The sequence below is a fragment of the Aeromonas sp. 600774 genome (genome assembly GCF_049175075.1).
GTDB lineage: Bacteria > Pseudomonadota > Gammaproteobacteria > Enterobacterales > Aeromonadaceae > Aeromonas > Aeromonas veronii_A.
The window spans coordinates 110,945-128,806 of record NZ_JAAKUJ010000001.1; the positions used below are offsets into that span (position 1 = coordinate 110,945).

The window sequence follows — 17,862 nt, forward strand, 5'->3', positions numbered from 1 at the left end:
TGGTGCAACCAGAGTCAGGTGGTAGTAAAGCGGTAGCCCGCTTGCCAGACGGCGAAACAGGCATCGACCACCCGTTCGTCGTAATGCACTCCGGCATAGCGCGTCAGCTCGGCGAAGGCTTCGGTGAGGGGGAGGGCACGCCGGAACGGACGGTGGGCCGTCATGGCGGCGAGGGAGTCGGCGACCCGTATAATTCTCGCCTCCAGAGAGATGGCATCCCCCTGCAGCCCCTGCGGGTAGCCACTACCATCCATGTTTTCATGGTGCTGCTGCACTATGGTGGTGATGGGCCAGGGGAAGTCAATTTGTTGCAGGATCTCGCGACCTGTCTCCGGATGTTGTTTGATCAGTTCGAACTCCACCTGTCTCAGTTCCCGTGGGCGGGTGAGGATCTCTGCTGGGATCTGCAACAGGCCGATGTTGTGCACCATGGCCGCAAGGCCCAGCCCATCCAGCTGCTCCTGCGGCAGTTGCAGCTGTTGACCGATGGCCAGCGCGAGATCGTGCACGCGCCGTTCGTGTCCTGCCGTGACCGGATCTTTGTGGGCAATCGCGGAGGAGAGGGCCGCTATGGTCTGAAACAGCAGGGTGCGCTGGCGCTGCTCGCTCTCCTTGATATGAGTGATGTCGACCAAGGCGCCGATGATACCTGCCACCTCGCCCTGATGGTCATAGAAGAGATCCTTGAAGTTCAGCACCTGGTAGCGGTGGCCGCTGCGATCAAACAGCGTATGTTCGAAATATTGCGGCTGCCTGCTGCGCAGCACCTCCATGTCACGTTGGGTATATTCGTCCGCCATCTCTGGCGGCAGGATTTCGTCTACTCGCTTCCCCTGCAGATCGGTCCTGCTGATCCCGGTCACTTGAGTAAAGGCAGGGTTGCAACTGATAAAGCGCCCTTCAACATCCTTGTAGAATACCGGGATGGGGATGGCCTTGAGCAGGGACTCGTTGAGGCGCTGCATGTCGACCAGCTCGGCCTGCTGGCGCCTGGCGAGCTGTTCGCTGTCCTTGCATAGCTGGATGGCTCGAGCCAGATTACCAAGTACCGGGCTGAACAGATGGCAGACCGGTACAGTATGCTGCTGGGGGTGGGGTGCCAGCAGCAAGATGAGATATCCCCCGTCAACCCTGAGCCGATAGGCAAAGTGGTATGGCCGGCCACCGGGGAGAGGCACAGTTGTTTGCAGCGCACACTGATCTCCTTCACCAACCCAGGTCGGCAAGGAGAGCCGAGAGCCACAGTGCCGGGATAGCTGATCATCACCAATGACCTTGAGCAGCTCATATCCTTCCCGTTGCTGCTGCAATACCACACCAACCGGTGTGGCACAGTGAAACATAAAACGCTGCAACACCTTGGTGAGCAGGGCATCGAGTGTGACCTCCCGACCAATACAGAGGGCGAGATCGCAGACAATGGCCATGGCGTGATCGTTGTTCACCGCGGTCCCTCCCCGTTGCAGAGAATGGCGCCGTTGTGAAACAGCGGGTAGTCCCCTGGTCGCAGGTTCCCTATTTCACCAAGGGAGAGGGCACCAGCCAATTCATGTGCCCCACTGTGAGTGAAGAGGGTTTCCAGCTCAAGCGCACTCTGCGTACCGAAGTGCTGCTGACGCCCGGCGCAGTAGTAGAGCTCGATGTATTCAGGCACACCATGCTGGCTGAGTTTTCCGGCCAGCTCAATGGCATGGGTTGTCGGACTTTGCGGCGCCTTGAGCAGCGTGAGAATACTGTGGTCAGGGACCTCTCCCACGCAGAGCAGGGCACCCTCTTCGGTGACGGCGACCGGGATCCGCACGATTACATCGCCATTGGCTCTGAGCAACCCGAGCGGCAAGTGGACGCCGTACTGGTAGAACTGCTCCGGGGTGAGGTTCTGCTGGAATTGCTGCCGGATCAGGGATTGATAGCGGCTGAAGGCGGGTTCCCAGTCGATAAAGGAGATCTTGTTGCCCTCGCTGCTGGTGGCAAGCATGGGTTGAGCAGTGAGCTGGTAGCCGTGCTCGAGCAGGGAGTAACTTTGGTGGGGAAGCAGTACACAACTGACCCCATGATCCAGCAATGTCCGGGTATCAAACAGGCAGGGCATGGCAGTGAACTGACCGCTGCCCGCATTGACGCCGGCATAGTTGACCCTATCTGCCAGCCGCAAATAGAGCCCTTCAAGAATGGAGGCGATATTGGGGATCATGGCGTCGAAAGTGAGAAAGAGGGTAGGAATTTTCTGTGCATCCGGCCACTCGGAAAGTCTGGAGGCCAGTCGCTCGCAGATGATGGCGGCCAGTTCATCGGCGCTGGCTGTAGAAGAGAGCGGGATCAGCAGAGGGTTGTGAGATGTGGATCTGGGCAACAGCCAGGCCCCCCGTTCGTGGAAACCATGTCGGCTGACCAGGCTTGGAAAGATGGCGCCACAGAGCTGAATATCGAGGCGCTGACACTGCTGCTGCAGTTCGGCAACACGTGCGGCATCCCGCTCGGCCAGCAACACATCGAGTCGTCCCCCTCGGTAGGGAAGCAGTGTATCGGTCAGTGGATGCGCATCAAATTGATGAAAAGTAGGCTGCATCATCGCTCGGAACTCCATTCCTGCCAGTCATCAATATATCAGCAAGGGGGCTGGCTGAATACCCATCAATATTTGATGTGTCAGTATAAGCCTTTCTAAAGACAGGCAAATTTGAGTCGTGGCAGGGGGTATCGGTTATGTGGCAATAAAAAACCGGCCACAGGGACCGGTTTTGATTGAGAGGTTGTTTGATATTACTGCAGTACCACGTTCTGGAAACCCTGTACCAGAGAGATGACGGGTTGTGGGTAGAGGCCGAGCAAGACCACCAGTGCGGCAGAGAGCAGCACTACCACACCACCGGAGGAGAGTGCCCAGTCGGCGCTGGCATCCCGCTGCTGCATGCCTGGTTCGCGCAGATAGAGGGTCACCATCACCTTGAGGTAGTAGTAGAGACCCAGTGCGCTGCCGAGCACGATGGCGCCGGAGAGCCACCAGAGCTGCGCCTCGACGGTGACGCCGATGAGGTAGAACTTGCCGATAAAGCCGAGGGTCATCGGGATGCCCGCGAGTGACAACATCATCACCGTCAGTACGGCTGTGAGGTAAGGACGCTTCCAGAACAGACCGCGATAGCTGTGCAGGGAGTCTGCATCCTTGCCGCGATAGGGGCTCGACATCATGCTCACCACCCCAAAGGCACCCAGGCTGGTGAACAGATACATCAGCAGGTAGACCCCGGCCGCTTCCACCGGCATCTGGCCGAATCGGCTCGCCACGATCACCGCCAGCAGGTAACCGAAGTGGGAGATGGAGGAGTAACCCAGCATCCGTTTCACGTTGGTCTGCACCAGGGCCAGCAGGTTGCCGACCAGGATGGAGATAACCGCCATGGCTGCCAGCAGCCAGTGGATCATGGGATCGCTCGCCGCCGGTACCGCCAGATAGAAGCGCAGCAGCACGGCAAAGACCGCCACCTTGCTGACGGTGGCGAGGAAGGTGGCGACCGGTGCCGGGGCACCTTCGTAGACATCCGGGGTCCAGAGGTGGAAGGGGGCCAGGGAGAGTTTAAAGGCAAAGCCGACCAGCATCAGCCCCAAACCGCCCATCAACAGCGGGTGGTGAGCCGGGCTCTCGGCCAGGGTCTGCCCCAGGGCTGCAAAGCTCAGGCTGCCTGCCTGTGCATAGAGCAGCGCCATGCCAAACAGCAGGAAGGCGGTAGCTGCGGCAGAGAGCACCATGTACTTCACTGCCGCTTCCAGCGAGTGGCGCTCGCGGTAGGCGTAACCCACCAGACCGAACATCGGCAGGGTCAGCATCTCGATCCCGATAAAGAGAGAGGCGAGGTGACGGGAGCAGGCCAGCACCAGACCACCGGCAGTGGCGATCAGCAGCAGCAGGAAGAACTCCTCCCGGTTGTCCGGGTAGGCTTTCAGCCACGATTGACCGAAGGTGCAGGTGGCCAGGGCGCCGATGAGCACCAGTCCCATGTAGAAGACGGCGTAACTGTCCACTTGCAGCAGCGGGGTGACCCCCTGATCCCCTTGCGCCATCACGATGGGCAGCGAGAACAGAGCAAGGTTGAGGCCAACGATGGTCACGGTAAAGGCGGTGGTGACACAGCGGCGCCAGGCGATGGCCAGCATCAGGGCCGCCATGGCCCCGGTGGTCAACAGCAGGGGAAGCAGTGCCAGCAGTTGGGAAGCGGAGAAAGTCATTGCAGGGCTCCAGCAGTCGGCAGCAGATACCAGTGCAGCACGTTGATAAGGCTGCTGCTGGCGGTGTCAATCACGGGTTGGGGATAGAGGCCAAGCAGAACCAGCAGGCCCGCGATCACCATCATCATGGTCAGCTCGCGGCGATCCAGTCCCTTGAGCATGCTCTCATCCTTGGCGGGGCCAAAGCAGGCGCGCTGCAACATGATGAGGGAGTAGACCGAGGCCAGTACCAAACCGAAGGTGGCGACCGCCGTGATGACAGGGGCAACCTGGAAGCTGCCGACCAGGATCAGGAACTCGCCGACAAAGTTGCCGGTGCCCGGCATGCCGAGCGACGCTACCGAGAAGAAGAGCATCACGCCGGGCAGATAGCGCAGGCGTCCCCACAGGCCGCCCATCTGGCGCAGATCCCGAGTGTGCAACCGCTCGTAGAGCTGACCGCAGAGGATAAAGAGGCCGGCAGCCGAGAGACCGTGGGCGATCATCTGCACAACGGCACCCTGCAGGGCCACTTCGCTACCTGAGTAGATAGCGATCATCACAAAACCCATGTGGGAGATGCTGGTGTAGGCCACCAGGCGTTTAATGTCGGTCTGGGCAAAGGCCACGATGGCGCCATACACGATGCCGACAAGACCCAGCACCATGGCGTAGGGAGCAAATTCGGCGGAGGCCTCCGGGAAGAGGGGCAGGGCAAAGCGCAGCAGACCATAGGCCGCGGTTTTCAGCAAAATACCGGCGAGGTCCACGGAGCCTGCGGTCGGCGCCTGACTATGGGCATCCGGCAGCCAGCCGTGCAGCGGCACCAGCGGCATCTTGACCGCGAAGGCGATGAAGAAGCCCAGCATCAGCAGCCACTGTACACCCTTGCTCATCGGGGTATTGAGCAGATCTAGATAGTTGAAGGTGAAGACACCGGTAGCATGCTGGTGGGTCAGCACCAGCCCGATGATGGCCACCAGCATGATCAGGCCGCTCACCTGGGTGTAGATGAAGAACTTGGTCGCCGCGTTGATCCGTGATTTGCCGTCAGTGACCGAATGGCCCCAGAGCGCAATCAGGAAGTACATGGGAACCAGCATCATCTCCCAGAAGAAGAAGAAGAGGAACAGATCCAGCGCCATAAAGACGCCGAGCACGCCACCCAGGATCCAGAGCAGGTTCAGATGGAAGAAGCCGATGCGTTGCACGATCTCTTTCCACGAACAGAGAATGGCCAGTACCCCGATAAAGCAGGTGAGGATCACCATCAAGAGCGACAGGCCATCCACCGCCAGATGCAAAGAGATGCCGAAGCGCGGGATCCACGGCAGGCGCCACTCGGCGGCCCAGGCGGAGGCAGCACCGGAGACGCCCGCGCTGTCGAGACCCGTGGTGGCAAGGGAGAAGTCACCACTTAGCCAGATGGCACAGGAGAGCAGCAGGCTGGCGCTCATGGAGAGGAGGGCTACCCAGCGGACAAACTGCCCGCCGAGACGCTCCATCTGCCAGCAGAGCAAGCCGCCGATAAAAGGAATTAGCAAGATCCAGAGTAAGGTCACGGTATCAGCTCTCGTTCAAGTTCATATGAGATTGCGCTCCCTGTTCCATCAGGGAGAGCAAACAGCCCGGCTGTACGGTCTTCGTGTTGTTCATCGCGTTACCCCAACAGCAACAGCGCCAGCACCAGCACGGCGCCGATCCCCATGGAGGCGGCATACCAGCGCAACTTGCCGGTGACTGTCCAGGCCAGCAGCTGGTTGCCCCGCAGGGCAAACCAGGCGGGCAGGCCCATCATCCAGTCCAGCGGGTCTCGGGCCAGCAGCCGGGTCGCCAGCAGATAGGGTTTGACCCACAGCTGGTCGTAGAGCCAGTCAAAGCCCCAGGCGTTGAACCAGAGGGTGCTGAGCAGGCGGCCTGGCGCGCTGTTGGCAATGGCGGTGGCCAGACGGCGCTCACCAAGGAACAGAAACGCGGCCAGCGTGATGCCCGCAATGGCGATGATGCCGGAGGCTACCTCCAGTGCATGGCGACCCTCTTCGATATGGTCCCCCGGGCCTGCGGGCAGTACACCTGCCAGTGGCGGGGTGATCAGCGCGCCTATGCCGGTAGAAAGCACCAGCAGCACCAGCAGCGGCAGATGGTGAGCCAGACCGTGACCAGCGTGGGCTTTGGTCTGCTCTTTGCCATGGAAGGCGATAAAGATCAGCCGGAAGGTATAGAGCGAGGTGAGGAATGCCCCTACCAGACCTGCCCACAGCAGCGCGCTTTGGCCAGAGGCTTCTACTTGCCACAGGATGGCGTCCTTACTGTAGAAACCGGAAGTGACCAGCGGCAACGCCGCCAGCGCCGAGCCCCCCACCAGGAAGCAGGCATAGACCAGCGGCAAACTCTTGCGCAGGCCACCCATCTTGAAGATGTTCTGCTCATGGTGGCAGGCAACGATAACGGCACCGGCGGAGAGGAACAGCAGCGCCTTGAAGAAGGCGTGGGTCATCAGGTGGAAGATGGCCCCTTCCCATGCGCCGACACCCAGTGCCAGAAACATGTAGCCAATCTGGCTCATGGTGGAGTAGGCGAGGATCCGCTTGATATCGGTCTGAACCAGCGCGGCAAAGCCTGCCAGCACCAGGGTGATGGCGCCAACCAGTCCGACCAGATGGAGGATCTCTGGCGCCAGCAGGAACAGGCCGTGGGTACGTGCAATCAGGTAGACACCGGCGGTCACCATGGTGGCGGCGTGGATCAGCGCGGAGACCGGGGTCGGGCCTGCCATCGCATCCGCCAGCCAGGTTTGCAGCGGCAGCTGGGCCGATTTGCCGACTGCGCCGCCCAAGAGCATCAGGCAGGCCAGCGACAGGGCAGGGGAGCCCTCGGCAAACAGGGTCGGGGCACGAACCAGCAGCTCGTGGATATTGAGGGTGCCCAGTTCCCGATAGAGGATAAACAGGCCGATGGCGAGGAAGACATCACCCACCCGGGTCACGACAAATGCCTTGAGGGCCGCCGCTCCGTTGTTGCGATCCTTGTAGTAGAAGCCGATCAGCAGATAGCTGCACAGCCCTACCCCTTCCCAGCCGAGGTAGACAAACAGCAGGTCATCGGCCAGTACCAGAAACAGCATGCTGGCGATAAAGAGGTTGGTGTAGGTAAAGAAGCGGGAGTAGCCCTCTTCACCGCGCATATACCAGGAGGCGAACAGGTGGATAAAGAAACCCACCCCGGTCACTACCCCCAGCATGGTCAGCGACAGGCCATCCAGTGCCAGCGAGAAGCTCGGGGTAAAGTTGCCCACCGCCATCCATTGCCACAGGCGCTGGACATAGACGCCCCCCTCGGGCGGGTTGCCCAGAAAGTCGATGCCCACCCACAGGGTAGTGAGGGCCGACAGGCCAATGGAGCCCACCCCGATCAGCGCCGAGGTACGCTCGCCAAACCGGCCGAGGGAGAAGGCCAATACCAGCCATCCCAGCAGCGGAAATAGAAAAGTCAGATATAAGAGGCTCATCCGCGCATCTCACTCACAGTGTCCACGTTCAGGGTGTGGTAACGACGATAGAGCAGCAGTAACAGGGCAAGGCCGATACTGGCCTCCGCTGCCGCCAGAGAAATCACCAAGATATACATGATCTGGCCATCGGCCTGGGCCCAGCGGCTACCCGCCACCACAAACGCCAGTGCCGAGGCATTCATCATGATCTCGATACTCATCAGGATGTAGAGCAGGTTGCGGCGGATCAGCAGACCGCACAAGCCGATGCAGAAGAGCACCGCGGCCAGCAGGAGGCCGTGCTCCATAGGGATTCCATTCATTGCTGACCTCCTTCTTGTGCAGAGCGGGATGCTGTGCGGGGGACGGAGAGCACTTCACCGCTCTTCTCTTCCCGACCCAGGTGATAGGCGGTTACCAGACCCGCCAGCAGCAGGATGGAGGCAAGCTCCACCGCCAGCACATAGGGGCCAAAGAGCTCGACACCTACCTGCTTGGCGGTCACCTCGGTCACTCCGATCAGGCCCCCGGTCACCCCGAGAATGCCGTGGGCCAGAAAGCCCAGCAGGATCAGCGAGAGCAGGGCTGGGCCCCCCCAGGTCATGGGGGTGAGCCACTTTTTCTCCTGTGCCTGGGCACTCCCCAGGTTCAGCATCATTACCACGAACACGAACAGCACCATGATGGCGCCGGCGTAGACGATCACCTGCAGGGCGCCCGCAAAGGCGGCACCCAGGCAGAAGAAGATCATGGCCACGGCGATGAGGGAGATGATGAGATTGAGCAGCGCATGCATGGGATTGCTGGTGCTGATCACCCGCAGCGTGCTGTAAATGGCCACCAGGGCCGAGGCATAAAATGCCAGTTCCATGATTGACTCCTCAGGGCAGCAGGCTCTTGACATCGATGGGCTTGGCTTCGTTTTCGGCATCCCCTTTCGGCTTACCGTCGATGGCCATCCCGCTCATGCGATAGAAGTTGTAGTCCGGGTATTTGCCGGGCCCGCTGATCAGCAGATCCTCCTTCTCGTACACCAGATCCTGGCGGCGATACTCACCCATCTCGAAATCCGGTGTCAGCTGGATGGCGGTGGTGGGGCAAGCCTCTTCACACAGGCCGCAGAAGATGCAGCGAGAGAAGTTGATGCGAAAGAACTCCGGATACCAGCGACCATCTTCCCGCTCGGATTTTTGCAGCGAGATGCAGCCGACCGGGCAGGCAACTGCGCAGAGGTTGCAGGCCACGCAGCGCTCGTCCCCGTCGGGGTCGCGGGTCAGCACGATGCGACCGCGGTAGCGGGGGGCCGCATAGACTGCCTGCTCCGGATAGTTGAGGGTTTCACGGGGCCGCCAGGCATGGGAGAAGACCATGGCCAGACTGCGTAACTGGGTGCCGACACCCTGAATAATGCTAACAATTTTCATATTGAGTGCCTCACTGCGTACTTATCAGTACAACTGCCGCGGTGACCAGCATATTGATCAGGGTCAGCGGCAAGCAGACTTTCCAGCCAAACGACATCACCTGGTCAAAGCGCGGGCGAGGCAGGGAGGCCCGCAGCAGGATGAAGAACACCATGAAACAGGCGGTCTTCAGGGCAAACCAGATGAAGGGGGGCAGCCAGGGGCCGTGCCAGCCACCGAAGAAGAGGGTCACGATGAGCGAGGAGATCAGCACGATGCCGATATATTCGCCCACGAAGAAGAGACCCCACTTCATCCCCGCATACTCGATGTGATAGCCGTCGGCGAGCTCCTGCTCGGCTTCTGGCTGATCGAACGGGTGACGGTGGGTGACGGCGACACCGGCAAACAGGAAGGTGACAAAGCCCAGGATCTGGGGCACCACGTTCCACAAGTCTGCCTGTGCCTCGACGATATCCCGCAGGTTGAAACTGCCGGTCTGGATCACAATCCCCATCAGGGATAGCCCGAGAAACACCTCGTAGGAGAGGGTCTGGGCCGAGGCGCGCAAGCTGCCAAGCAATGAGTATTTGTTGTTGCTCGACCAGCCGGCGAACAGCACCGCATAGACCGCCAGCCCTGCGATGGCCAGGATGTAGAGCAGCCCCACATTGAGATCCGCCACGCCCCAGGTGGGGGTGATGGGCACCACCGCAAACGCCAGAATAAAGGCAGTGAAGGCGATGATGGGGGCCAGGATAAAGATCCGGCGATCGGCGAAGGGCGGGATCCAGTCCTCCTTGAAGAACATCTTGATCATGTCGGCGGCCAGCTGGAGCAGACCAAACGGCCCCACACGGTTGGGGCCGTAGCGATCCTGCCACAGGGCCAGCAGACGGCGCTCGATGAAGCTCATGAAGGCGCCAGCCCCCACGATCCCCACCAGCACGATCAGTGCTTTGCCCACCTCCAGCAACAGATCGATCAGCGACTCGCTCATGCGATCACCTCCTGCAGGTTAGTGATTGAGGCTTGTTGCAGGGCCGTCGGCAGGCCGTTCACCCCAAGGGGGAGCCCCACCAGACCGGCGCTTAGCTGATCGCTCAGGCGCAGGCGAAGTTGCCAGTGGCTCCCGCCCCAGGAGAAGGAGACCTGATTACCGGCATGCAGGGCCAGACGCTCTGCATCAAGGGGATTGAGCACCAGCTCGGGTTCATTCATCCGGGCCTGAATAACCGGGCTGCGAGCGGAGAGCTCCTCACCGCCAAACAGCTGGGCATAATTGACCACTTGCAGCGCCTCTGCGGCCTTGAAGGGGGCGGGGATGGTGGTGAACCAGCCGAGCGGCTCCTTGCCTTCTGCCTGCGGGTCTGTTGCTTCCAGCAGACGGCGACCCGGATCGCCAGCACGCAGTTTGCCACCCACTTCATCCTGGAACTTGTTCCAGGCGGAGGGAGAGTTCCAGCCCGGCGCCCAGGCGAACGGTACTTGCGGCAGCGGCTGACGGGCTCCGGCATACCCTTCCATGGAGAAGTTGAAGGGGGAGTCGGGATCTTGCGCTACCCGCGGTTCGCTGACGTTCTGATCCGCCAGCATGGAGGTGCGACCGCTGTAACGATGCGGCTCACGGGCCAGTCGCATGCCACGGATCCGCAAGCCTGCGTTGGGCGCCGCTTCCAGCATGGTAGCCAGCAGCGGATTGCTGGTGGCGCAGTCATGGTTGACCTGGTCGAAGTTCTGCCAGCGCAGCGGCTTGCGTTCGATCGCCCCTTGCAGCGCCGCCAGCCAGCGCCACCCTTCACGCACCTGAATATCGGCGTTGTAGAAGGCGGGTGCATAGACCTGGAAGAAGCGTTGGGCGCGCCCTTCCATGTTCACCAGGGTGCCATCGGCCTCGGCAAAACTGGCCGCTGGCAGCACCAGATCTGCCTTGTTGGCGGTCGGGGTCGCCTGATGGTCGATGACCAGCAGGTGCTGCAGCCGTGTCAGAGCAGCATCCACCCGGTTGCGCGGCGCGCGGCGGTAGAGATCGTTCTCCAGGGTGACCAGCGCCAACCCCTCTTCTGACTCGATACGCGCAAGGGCGGCTTCGAGTGGCTTGTCTGACAAGGTTTGGGCGCCCAGCATGGCCAGACCCAGCGAGTTGGCCTCCTGGCCAACCAGCGCGATGTTGGCTTCCAGACCTCGGCCTTTCAGGGCGCGGGCAATGTTGCTGGCCGCCTCAACCAGCGCCACATCGCGGGCACTGGAGCCTGCAATGATGAGCGGCTTCCTGGCGTTGCCGAGCAGCTCGGCCCAGCGAGTCGCTTGTGCCTGCAGCTCGGGGCAGAGGTCGGCCACGGCCGGTGCACTCGGGTCGAGCAGGTTGGCGATGGCAAAGCCAATGCGCGCCTGATCGGCATAGGGGGCGTGCAGCTTGTCGGCCGCCACATCGTCCAGACGGGTGGTGTCGAGGCTGGTGATGAGCAGCGGGTAGCGCTCGTTCTGCCCCAGGGTCTGAACGGCGGCGACTTGCCACAGATCCACCTTCATCTTGCGGGCCAGCTCGCGGGCCTTGCCCTTGACGGCTTGGCGCAGCGCCAACGCGATACGGGCGGCGCTCATGGTGACATCTTCACCGAGCAGCAGAATGGCGTCGGCCTCTTCCATGTCCCGCAGGCTCGGGGTTGGCACGCCGCCCTGTTGCAAGATCTGCAGCATCTTCAGCTGACAGGCCCACTCGGCCTGCTCGACGCCTGCGTAGAAGTTGGCTTCACCCACCAGCTCGCGCAGGGCAAAGTTGCTCTCCAGCGAGGCGCGGGGCGAGCCGATGCCGATGAGGCTGCTAGCGCTGCGCAGGGCATCGGCGGCGCGGTTGAGGGCGCCATCGACCGTGATGGTCAGCTGGTCGTTGCCATCTTTGAGCAGCGGTTGGCGCGGGCGGTCGGCCAGATTGACGTAGCCATAGCCAAAGCGGCCACGGTCACAAAGGAAGTAGTGGTTGACGCTGCCGTGGAAGCGGTTTTCGATGCGGCGCAGCTCGCCATAACGCTCGCCCGGGCTGATGTTGCAGCCCACGGAGCATTGCTGGCAGATGCTGGGGGCAAATTGCATGTCCCACTTGCGGTTGTAACGTTCGGAGTGGGTCTTGTCGGTGAAGACGCCGGTGGGGCAGACCTCCACCAGGTTGCCGGAAAATTCACTCTCCAGGGTGCCATCCTCGACCCGTCCGAAATAGACGTTGTCGTGGGCACCATAGACCCCGAGATCCTCGCCACCGGCATAATCCTTGTAGTAGCGGACGCAGCGGTAGCAGGCGATGCAGCGGTTCATCTCGTGACCGATGAAGGGGCCCAGCTCCTGATTCTGGTGGGTGCGTTTGGTGAAGCGGTAGCGACGGCTGTTGTGGCCTGTCATCACCGTCATATCCTGCAGGTGGCAGGCGCCGCCCTCTTCACACACCGGGCAGTCGTGGGGGTGGTTGGTCATCAGCCACTCCACCACGCTCTTGCGAAATTCTTTAGCCTCTTCATCCTCGATGGCGATGTAGCTGCCATCGGTGGCCGGGGTCATGCAGGACATGACCAGACGACCGCGCTTGTCATCGGCATTCTGATACTGTTTGACCGCACACTGGCGGCAGGCGCCAACGCTACCCAGCGCCGGATGCCAGCAGAAATAGGGGACGTCCAGACCCAGCGACAGACAGGCTTGCAGCAGGTTATCTGCTCCGTCTACCTCGTACTCTTTGCCGTCTACATAAATGGTTGCCATACAACTTCCCTGAAACCTGTTTTGTGAAATCTGTGGTGTCGTTACCAGCGCTCGCCCAGCAGATTGGGCTGGATCCCTTTGACCGGCTTGCGGTTATCACCGCTGCCTTTGATCCCGGCCTCGAATTCGGAGCGGAAATATTTGATGGCGCTGGCGAGCGGCTCGACGGCGCCCGGTGCGTGGGCGCAGAATGTCTTGCCCGGGCCAAGGAAACCGCAGAGTTGCTCCAGGGTCGCCAGATCGCCGGATTGCCCTTCGCCACGTTCCAGTGCCCGCAGCAGCTTGACGCTCCAGGGCAGGCCGTCGCGGCAGGGCGTGCACCAGCCGCACGACTCGCGGGCGAAGAACTCCTCCATGTTGCGCAGCAGACTCACCATGCTGATGGAGTCATCCACCGCCATGGCGAGGCCGGTCCCCATCCGGGTGCCGACCTTGCCGATACCGGCGGTATACATCTGGGCATCGAGGTGCTCCGGCAGCAGGAAACCGGTGCCCGCGCCGCCCGGTTGCCAGGCTTTCAGGCGATAGCCGCTCTTCATGCCGCCGGCGTAATGTTCAAACAGCTCGCGGGCGGTGATGCCAAAGGGCAGCTCCCAGACCCCGGGGTTGTTCACCTTGCCGGAGAAGCCCATCAGCTTGGTGCCGTGATCTTCCGAGCCCGGCAGCGCCAGCCCGTGATACCAGGCGACTCCGTTGCCGATAATGGCGGGGACGTTGCAGAGGGTTTCGACGTTGTTGACGCAGGTGGGTTTGCCCCAGACGCCGGAGACGGCGGGGAAGGGGGGTTTGGCGCGCGGGTTGGCACGGCGCCCTTCCAGCGAGTTGATCAACGCCGTCTCTTCACCACAGATGTAGCGGCCGGCGCCGGTGTGGACGAACAGCTCGAAGTCAAAACCGGATCCCAGAATGTTCTTGCCCAGTAGACCGGCGGCCTTGGCCTCTTCCACCGCACGGCGCAGGTGGATGGCAGCATCCACATACTCGCCGCGCAGGAAGATGTAGCCGCGATAGGCCTTGAGCGCCCGGGCACTGATGATCATCCCCTCGATCAGCAGATGGGGCAGTTGCTCCATCAGCAGGCGATCTTTCCAGGTGTTGGGTTCCATCTCGTCGGCGTTGCAGAGCAGGTAACGGATGTTCATGCTCTCGTCTTTGGGCATCAGCCCCCACTTCACACCAGTGGGGAAGCCCGCGCCGCCACGCCCCTTGAGACCGGCATCCTTGACGGTACTGACAATCTCGTCCGGGCTCATCTGGCCGAGCGCCTTGCGGGCGGCGTCATACCCCTGTTTGGCCTGATACTCCTCCAGCCACACCGGCTGGCCGTCATCCCGCAGCCGCCAGGTGAGCGGGTGGGTCTCGGCGGTGCGGGCCGTGCGGTTGGCGGTGCCAAGAGAGGCGAGGATTTTGTTCTGCGGCAGGCTCATGGGTAAGCCTCCAGGGTTTTCAGCAAGGTCACCGGATCGAGGCCGCCATAGGTGTCGTCATCGATCATGATCGCTGGCCCCTTGTCGCAGTTGCCAAGACAGCAGACCGGCAGCAGGGTGAAGCGACCATCCGGGGTGGTTTGACCGGGGCCGAGGTTCATCACCTCCTTGAGACCGGCCAGCAGATCTTCATGGCCATTGATGTAGCAGACCATGCTGTCGCAGACGCGGATGATGTGGCGCCCTACCGGCTGGCGGAAGATCTGGCTATAGAAAGTGGCAACCCCCTCCACGTCGCTGGCGGGAATGCCGAGCTCGGCCGCGATGGCGTGAATGGCGCCGTCGGGTACCCAGCCTCTGGCCTGCTGCACGATCTTGAGCGCTTCGATGCTGGCGGCGCGGGGATCTTCGTAGTGGTGTTTCTCGTGTTCGATGGCATCGCGTTCAGCCTGGCTCAGAACGAAGTCGTCCTGTTTGCTGCTGCATGCCCCTTGCCCCTGTGGGGTCTGATTATTGTGACACTGACATTGCTGGCTCATGACTTGACCTTTGGTGGCTTGTCCTTTTACTGCTCGTCCGGCGATCCCGATTCCCGGCCATGGCCGGGAGGGCGGATCACTTAACGGTCCACATCCGACATAACAAAATCGATACTGCCCAGATAGACGATGAGGTCCGACACCATGCTGCCTTTGATCACCGAGGGGATCTGCTGCAGGTGAGCAAAGCTCGGGGTGCGGATCCGGGTCCGGTAGCTCATGGTGGAGCCATCGCTGGTCAGGTAGTAACTGTTGACGCCCTTGGTCGCCTCAATCATCTGGAACGATTCGGCAGCGGGCATCACCGGGCCCCAAGACACTTGCAGGAAGTGGTTGATCAGGGTCTCGATGTGCTGCAGCGTGCGCTCTTTGGGCGGCGGCGTGGTGAGGGGGTGATCCGCCTTGAAGGGACCCTCCGGCATGTTCTTCATGCACTGTTCGATGATCGACATGCTCTGGCGGATCTCCTCGATCCGCACGGTGGCTCTGTCGTAGGCATCGCCATTGCTGCCGACCGGTACTTCAAAGTCGAACTGATCGTAACCGGAGTAGGGACGCCATTTGCGTACGTCGAAGTTGAGGCCGGTGGCGCGCAATCCGGCCCCCGTGGTACCCCAGGACAACGCCTGCTCGGTGGTGTAGGCCGATACACCTATGGTGCGACCGCGCAGAATGCTGTTGCGCATCGCTGCTTTTTCGTAATCCATCAGACGCTTTGGCAGCCAGCTCAGCAGGTTGTCCTGTACCAGCCGTTGCCATCCCTTCGGCAAGTCGTGGGCCACACCGCCGATACGGAACCAGGCCGGGTGCATACGGGCTCCGGTGATCGCCTCGATGATGGTGTAGATCTTCTGCCGGTCGGTGAAGGTGAAGAAGACCGGGGTCATGGCCCCCACGTCCTGGATATAGGTACCGAGGAACAGCAGGTGGCTCTGGATGCGGAACAGCTCCGCCATCATCACCCGGATCATGTCGACCCGCTGTGGCACCTTGATGCCAGCCAGCTTCTCGACCGCCAGCACATAGGGGAGGTTGTTCATCACCCCGCCCAGATACTCGACCCGGTCGGTATAGGGGATGTAACTGTGCCAGGATTGGCGCTCGCCCATCTTCTCGGCACCACGATGGTGATAACCGATGTCGGGCACGCAGTTGCGGATCTCCTCGCCATCGAGCTGCAACACCAACCGGAAGGCGCCGTGGGCAGAGGGGTGGTTGGGGCCGAGGTTGAGGAACATGTAGTCCTCGTTCTCGTTGCCGCGGGCCAGGCCCCACTCTTCCGGTTTGAACAGCAGGTTCTCCTGCTCCATGTCCTGTTTGGCGGCATCGAGCATGAAGGGATCGAATTCGGTGGCGCGCGCCGGGTAATCCTTGCGCAGCGGGTGACCCTGCCAGCTCTTGGGCATCATGATCCGGGTCAGATGGGGGTGGCCATCGAAGGTGATGCCCATCAGATCCCACACTTCCCGCTCGTACCAGTTGGCATTGGGGAAGTGGTTGGTGATGGTGGGCAGATGCAGGTCACTCTCGGCCAGCGCCACTTTCAACATCACATCGGCGTTACGGTCGATGGAGATGAGGTGATAGAAGACGGTGAAATCGCTCTGGGGCAGACCGTCGCGATGGCTGCGCAGCCGCTCATCGGTGGCGCTGAGATCAAACAGCATCACAAACGGGGAGGGCACCTTGCGCAAAAAGCCCATCACATCCTGAAGCCGTTCGCGGGGAAGCCAGACCACCGGCACGCCAGTGCGCGTGGTCTGCACGGTGAAGTGCTCGGCCCCGAAGTGGGCAAACAGTTCGCCAATGACTTTGGCATCCTTGTGGTCGCTGGGCTGCCACTGGGCCATGGCGTAATTGCTGGGAAAATCACGAGTCAGTTTCATGGTCAGATCTCATCCGGCGTGCGCAGGTTGGTCACATTGATCCGTTCGCCGCGCTTGCGCTCTTTTTCGGCCTGCATCTGGGGACGGTAGATCCCCTGATCGCCCACCACCCAGGAGAGGGGGCGGCGCTCTTTGCCGATGGAGTCCTGCAGCAGCATCAGGGCTTGCAAAAAGGCTTCGGGACGGGGCGGGCAACCCGGAATGTAGACGTCGACCGGCAGGAACTTGTCCACCCCCTGCACCACGGAATAGATGTCATACATGCCGCCGGAGTTGGCGCAGGCCCCCATGGAGATCACCCACTTGGGTTCGAGCAGCTGTTCATACAGGCGCTGGATGACTGGCGCCATCTTGATGAAGGGGGTCCCTGCAATCACCATGAAGTCGGCCTGACGGGGCGAGGCGCGGATAACTTCGGCGCCGAAGCGGGCCACATCGTGGGGGGAGGTGAAGGCGGTACACATCTCCACGTAGCAGCAGGAGATGCCGAAGTTGTAAGGCCAGAGGGAGTTTTTGCGGCCCCAGTTGACTGTGTCTTGCAGCACCTCCTCGAGGCGGCCCATCATGATGCCGCGCGTCGCTTCTTGCGCCAGTGGGTCATCGACGGTCTGGCGCTGCTCCTGGGGGTAGCGCTCAACGGGTGCATCCGGGTCAATCCGGGTCAGGGTGTACTTCATGGTGCAACCTCAAGGAAAGGGTCTGTGGTTCAATCACTGTTTTTGTTGTTCAGCTGCGGTTTGCGCGGTGACCAGTCCAGTGCGCCGATGCGCCAGAGGTAGATCAGGCCGATAAGCAGCAGTCCGATGAAAATGGTGGCTTCAATAAAGCCGACCCAGCCGCTCTCCCGCACGGAGACAGACCAGGCAAACAGGTAGAGCGCCTCGACGTCGAAGATGACGAAGAACATGGCGACCAGATAGAACTTGGCGGAAAAACGCAGGCGGGCACTGCCGACCGAGTCGACACCAGATTCAAATGGCTTGTTCTTGGTGCGGCCGTAGGCGCGACCTCCCAGCAGGGCGGCGAGACCTATCATCACCAGACAGATGGTGATGGCACCGATGACATAAATGGCAAAAGCCCAATGTTGAGCAGAAATATCAGCAAACATAGAGGTTTTTCCTAACCAAATTAATCAAGTGACTTAACAATAATGTT

The 17,862-nt window shown here is 61.1% G+C and carries 15 protein-coding genes; all 15 read right to left on the bottom strand.

The window, feature by feature from the left end:
- Positions 1–14: 14 nt before the first annotated feature.
- Positions 15–1,445 carry an HD domain-containing phosphohydrolase gene (locus tag G5171_RS00530; RefSeq protein ID WP_216978568.1) on the bottom strand — a complete coding sequence of 477 codons (1,431 nt, stop codon included), beginning with the start codon at positions 1,443–1,445 and terminating at the stop codon, positions 15–17.
- On the bottom strand, positions 1,442–2,572 hold the full coding sequence (locus tag G5171_RS00535) for an FIST signal transduction protein (RefSeq protein ID WP_421259654.1): 1,131 nt from the start codon (positions 2,570–2,572) through the stop codon (positions 1,442–1,444). The genes G5171_RS00530 and G5171_RS00535 overlap by 4 nt, the downstream gene beginning before the upstream one ends.
- A gap of 191 nt (positions 2,573–2,763) precedes the next feature.
- On the bottom strand, positions 2,764–4,227 hold the full coding sequence (gene nuoN, locus G5171_RS00540) for an NADH-quinone oxidoreductase subunit NuoN (protein ID WP_194496077.1): 1,464 nt from the start codon (positions 4,225–4,227) through the stop codon (positions 2,764–2,766).
- Positions 4,224–5,768 (bottom strand): NADH-quinone oxidoreductase subunit M, encoded by a 1,545-nt coding sequence (gene nuoM / locus G5171_RS00545; protein ID WP_421250286.1) that lies wholly within the window; start codon positions 5,766–5,768, stop codon positions 4,224–4,226. Before nuoM ends, nuoN begins: the two co-directional genes overlap by 4 nt.
- Before the next feature lie 98 nt (positions 5,769–5,866).
- A complete protein-coding gene (gene nuoL, locus G5171_RS00550) occupies positions 5,867–7,714 on the bottom strand; it encodes an NADH-quinone oxidoreductase subunit L (RefSeq protein ID WP_421259655.1) in 1,848 nt (615 codons plus the stop codon).
- Complete coding sequence (gene nuoK / locus G5171_RS00555; RefSeq protein WP_005337247.1) at positions 7,711–8,019, bottom strand: NADH-quinone oxidoreductase subunit NuoK; 309 nt, start codon at positions 8,017–8,019, stop codon at positions 7,711–7,713. The genes nuoL and nuoK overlap by 4 nt, the downstream gene beginning before the upstream one ends.
- Positions 8,016–8,567 (bottom strand): NADH-quinone oxidoreductase subunit J, encoded by a 552-nt coding sequence (nuoJ, locus tag G5171_RS00560; RefSeq protein WP_005359828.1) that lies wholly within the window; start codon positions 8,565–8,567, stop codon positions 8,016–8,018. The genes nuoK and nuoJ overlap by 4 nt, the downstream gene beginning before the upstream one ends.
- Before the next feature lie 10 nt (positions 8,568–8,577).
- Positions 8,578–9,120, bottom strand: coding sequence for an NADH-quinone oxidoreductase subunit NuoI (gene nuoI / locus G5171_RS00565; protein WP_005337245.1), 543 nt, complete (start codon positions 9,118–9,120; stop codon positions 8,578–8,580).
- A gap of 10 nt (positions 9,121–9,130) precedes the next feature.
- Positions 9,131–10,099 (bottom strand): NADH-quinone oxidoreductase subunit NuoH, encoded by a 969-nt coding sequence (nuoH, locus tag G5171_RS00570; protein ID WP_005337244.1) that lies wholly within the window; start codon positions 10,097–10,099, stop codon positions 9,131–9,133.
- Positions 10,096–12,852, bottom strand: coding sequence for an NADH-quinone oxidoreductase subunit NuoG (gene nuoG / locus G5171_RS00575; protein ID WP_421250284.1), 2,757 nt, complete (start codon positions 12,850–12,852; stop codon positions 10,096–10,098). Before nuoG ends, nuoH begins: the two co-directional genes overlap by 4 nt.
- A 41-nt stretch (positions 12,853–12,893) precedes the next feature.
- Positions 12,894–14,279 carry an NADH-quinone oxidoreductase subunit NuoF gene (gene nuoF / locus G5171_RS00580; RefSeq protein WP_421259656.1) on the bottom strand — a complete coding sequence of 462 codons (1,386 nt, stop codon included), beginning with the start codon at positions 14,277–14,279 and terminating at the stop codon, positions 12,894–12,896.
- A complete protein-coding gene (nuoE, locus tag G5171_RS00585; protein WP_005337236.1) occupies positions 14,276–14,818 on the bottom strand; it encodes an NADH-quinone oxidoreductase subunit NuoE in 543 nt (180 codons plus the stop codon). Before nuoE ends, nuoF begins: the two co-directional genes overlap by 4 nt.
- 80 nt (positions 14,819–14,898) lie before the next feature.
- Positions 14,899–16,704 (bottom strand): NADH-quinone oxidoreductase subunit C/D, encoded by a 1,806-nt coding sequence (nuoC, locus tag G5171_RS00590; RefSeq protein WP_107685022.1) that lies wholly within the window; start codon positions 16,702–16,704, stop codon positions 14,899–14,901.
- A gap of 2 nt (positions 16,705–16,706) precedes the next feature.
- Positions 16,707–17,381, bottom strand: coding sequence for a NuoB/complex I 20 kDa subunit family protein (locus tag G5171_RS00595; protein ID WP_005344917.1), 675 nt, complete (start codon positions 17,379–17,381; stop codon positions 16,707–16,709).
- A gap of 29 nt (positions 17,382–17,410) precedes the next feature.
- On the bottom strand, positions 17,411–17,815 hold the full coding sequence (locus tag G5171_RS00600) for an NADH-quinone oxidoreductase subunit A (RefSeq protein ID WP_005344919.1): 405 nt from the start codon (positions 17,813–17,815) through the stop codon (positions 17,411–17,413).
- Between the last annotated feature and the right edge of the window lie 47 nt (positions 17,816–17,862).

What these genes read in the sequence shown, in the direction of transcription:
- G5171_RS00535 (WP_421259654.1), bottom strand. Translation starts at nt 2,572, where the DNA reads ATGATGCAGCCTACTTTTCATCAATTTGATGCGCATCCACTGACCGAT.
- nuoE (WP_005337236.1), bottom strand. Translation starts at nt 14,818, where the DNA reads ATGAGCCAGCAATGTCAGTGTCACAATAATCAGACCCCACAGGGGCAA.
- nuoC (WP_107685022.1), bottom strand. Translation starts at nt 16,704, where the DNA reads ATGAAACTGACTCGTGATTTTCCCAGCAATTACGCCATGGCCCAGTGG.
- nuoN (WP_194496077.1), bottom strand. Translation starts at nt 4,227, where the DNA reads ATGACTTTCTCCGCTTCCCAACTGCTGGCACTGCTTCCCCTGCTGTTG.
- nuoI (WP_005337245.1), bottom strand. Translation starts at nt 9,120, where the DNA reads ATGAAAATTGTTAGCATTATTCAGGGTGTCGGCACCCAGTTACGCAGT.
- nuoK (WP_005337247.1), bottom strand. Translation starts at nt 8,019, where the DNA reads ATGAATGGAATCCCTATGGAGCACGGCCTCCTGCTGGCCGCGGTGCTC.
- nuoF (WP_421259656.1), bottom strand. Translation starts at nt 14,279, where the DNA reads ATGAGCCTGCCGCAGAACAAAATCCTCGCCTCTCTTGGCACCGCCAAC.
- nuoG (WP_421250284.1), bottom strand. Translation starts at nt 12,852, where the DNA reads ATGGCAACCATTTATGTAGACGGCAAAGAGTACGAGGTAGACGGAGCA.
- nuoH (WP_005337244.1), bottom strand. Translation starts at nt 10,099, where the DNA reads ATGAGCGAGTCGCTGATCGATCTGTTGCTGGAGGTGGGCAAAGCACTG.
- nuoJ (WP_005359828.1), bottom strand. Translation starts at nt 8,567, where the DNA reads ATGGAACTGGCATTTTATGCCTCGGCCCTGGTGGCCATTTACAGCACG.
- G5171_RS00595 (WP_005344917.1), bottom strand. Translation starts at nt 17,381, where the DNA reads ATGAAGTACACCCTGACCCGGATTGACCCGGATGCACCCGTTGAGCGC.
- nuoL (WP_421259655.1), bottom strand. Translation starts at nt 7,714, where the DNA reads ATGAGCCTCTTATATCTGACTTTTCTATTTCCGCTGCTGGGATGGCTG.
- G5171_RS00600 (WP_005344919.1), bottom strand. Translation starts at nt 17,815, where the DNA reads ATGTTTGCTGATATTTCTGCTCAACATTGGGCTTTTGCCATTTATGTC.